1 protein-coding gene is annotated in these 1,317 nt (G+C 70.1%); it reads left to right on the top strand.

Going from position 1 to position 1,317, the window contains the following annotated elements; translation table 11 throughout:
• Positions 1 to 1,189 (top strand): glycoside hydrolase family 64 protein (locus OO48_RS33905; RefSeq protein WP_209439596.1); only part of this gene is annotated, 1,189 nt, incomplete at its 5' end.
• Positions 1,190 to 1,317: the final 128 nt, after the last annotated feature.

The raw sequence follows: 1,317 nt of genomic DNA, 5'->3' as shown, positions 1-1,317 counted from the left end.
CTCCACCACCACCGGCACCGGCGGCACCCAGACCCTCGACGTCACCGGCACCGGCCGCTACGTCCGGATGTACGGCACCGCCCGCACCACCCAGTACGGATACTCGCTCTGGGAGTTCCAGGTGTACGGCGCCGCCGCGCCGAGCGGCTGCGGGACGCAGAACGCCGCGCTGAACCGTCCGGCCACCGCCTCCACCACCACCGGCACCGGCGGCACCCAGACCCTCGACGTCACCGGCACCGGCCGCTACGTCCGGATGTACGGCACCGCCCGCACCACCCAGTACGGCTACTCGCTCTGGGAGTTCCAGGTCTTCACCACCGGGAGCGCCAACTCCCCCTCCGCGCCGCCGAGTTCGACGCCGCCCGCCGACCCGTTCTGGGGCGACACCAGCAGCATCCCGGCCGCGAAGAACGTGCTGACGGTGAAGGTGCTCAACCGCACCAACGGCGCCTACCCGGACAGCCAGGTGTACTGGAGCTTCAACGGCCAGACGCACTCGATCGCCGAGCAGCCCTACCTGGACATGCCCGCCAACTCCTCCGGCCGGATGTACTTCTACCTCGGTTCGCCGACCAGCAAGTACGCCGACTTCATCGAGTTCACCGTCGGGCCGGACGTCTTCAACGGCAACACCACCCGGGTCGACGCCTGGGCCCTGCCGCTGGCCATGCGGCTGCACTCCGCCGACGGCTACGACGTGCGGGTCGGCGACGCGCAGTCGGTGTTCGACGAGAGCCGCGCCCAGCTGTTCCAGGACTTCGCGAACGCCGTGCCGCAGGAGTTCAAGGTGCTGGCCCAGACCGAGGCCCCGTACCGGATCATCGCGCCGGGCAGCGACCCGAGCTTCCGGACGGGCGGGGTGAACGCCGGCTACTTCACGGCCTACGCGAGTTCGGTCGGCGTCAACGAGAGCACCTCGAACATCTTCGGCTGCGCGGGCACCATGGCCGCCGACCCGGGCATGTGCTCGGCGCTGAACCGGCACGTCGCGACCCTGCCGCAGAGCCAGTGGTCCGACCCGAGCAAGTACTACGCGGCGGGCCCGGCCAACTACTACGCCAAGTTCTGGCACGACCGCGCGATCGACGGGCTGGCGTACGGCTTCCCGTACGACGACTACGCCGGCCAGTCCTCGTACGTCTCGCACGCGAACCCGCAGTGGCTCGAAGTCGCCGTCGGCTACTGAGCCCCGGCCCGCCCCCACCCGCCCGTCCGCGAGGAGTCTCAATGACCGAGTCAAGCTGCCTGCGCGTCCGGATCGGGGGTGAAGATCCGGTTGTCGCGCAGGAGTGCCCACAGGACGCTGACGCGTCG

The organism is Kitasatospora phosalacinea (assembly GCF_000716545.1).
GTDB lineage: Bacteria > Actinomycetota > Actinomycetes > Streptomycetales > Streptomycetaceae > Kitasatospora > Kitasatospora phosalacinea.
Note: the sequence above shows the minus strand (reverse complement) of the source record. Positions and strands in the feature narration are given on the sequence as shown.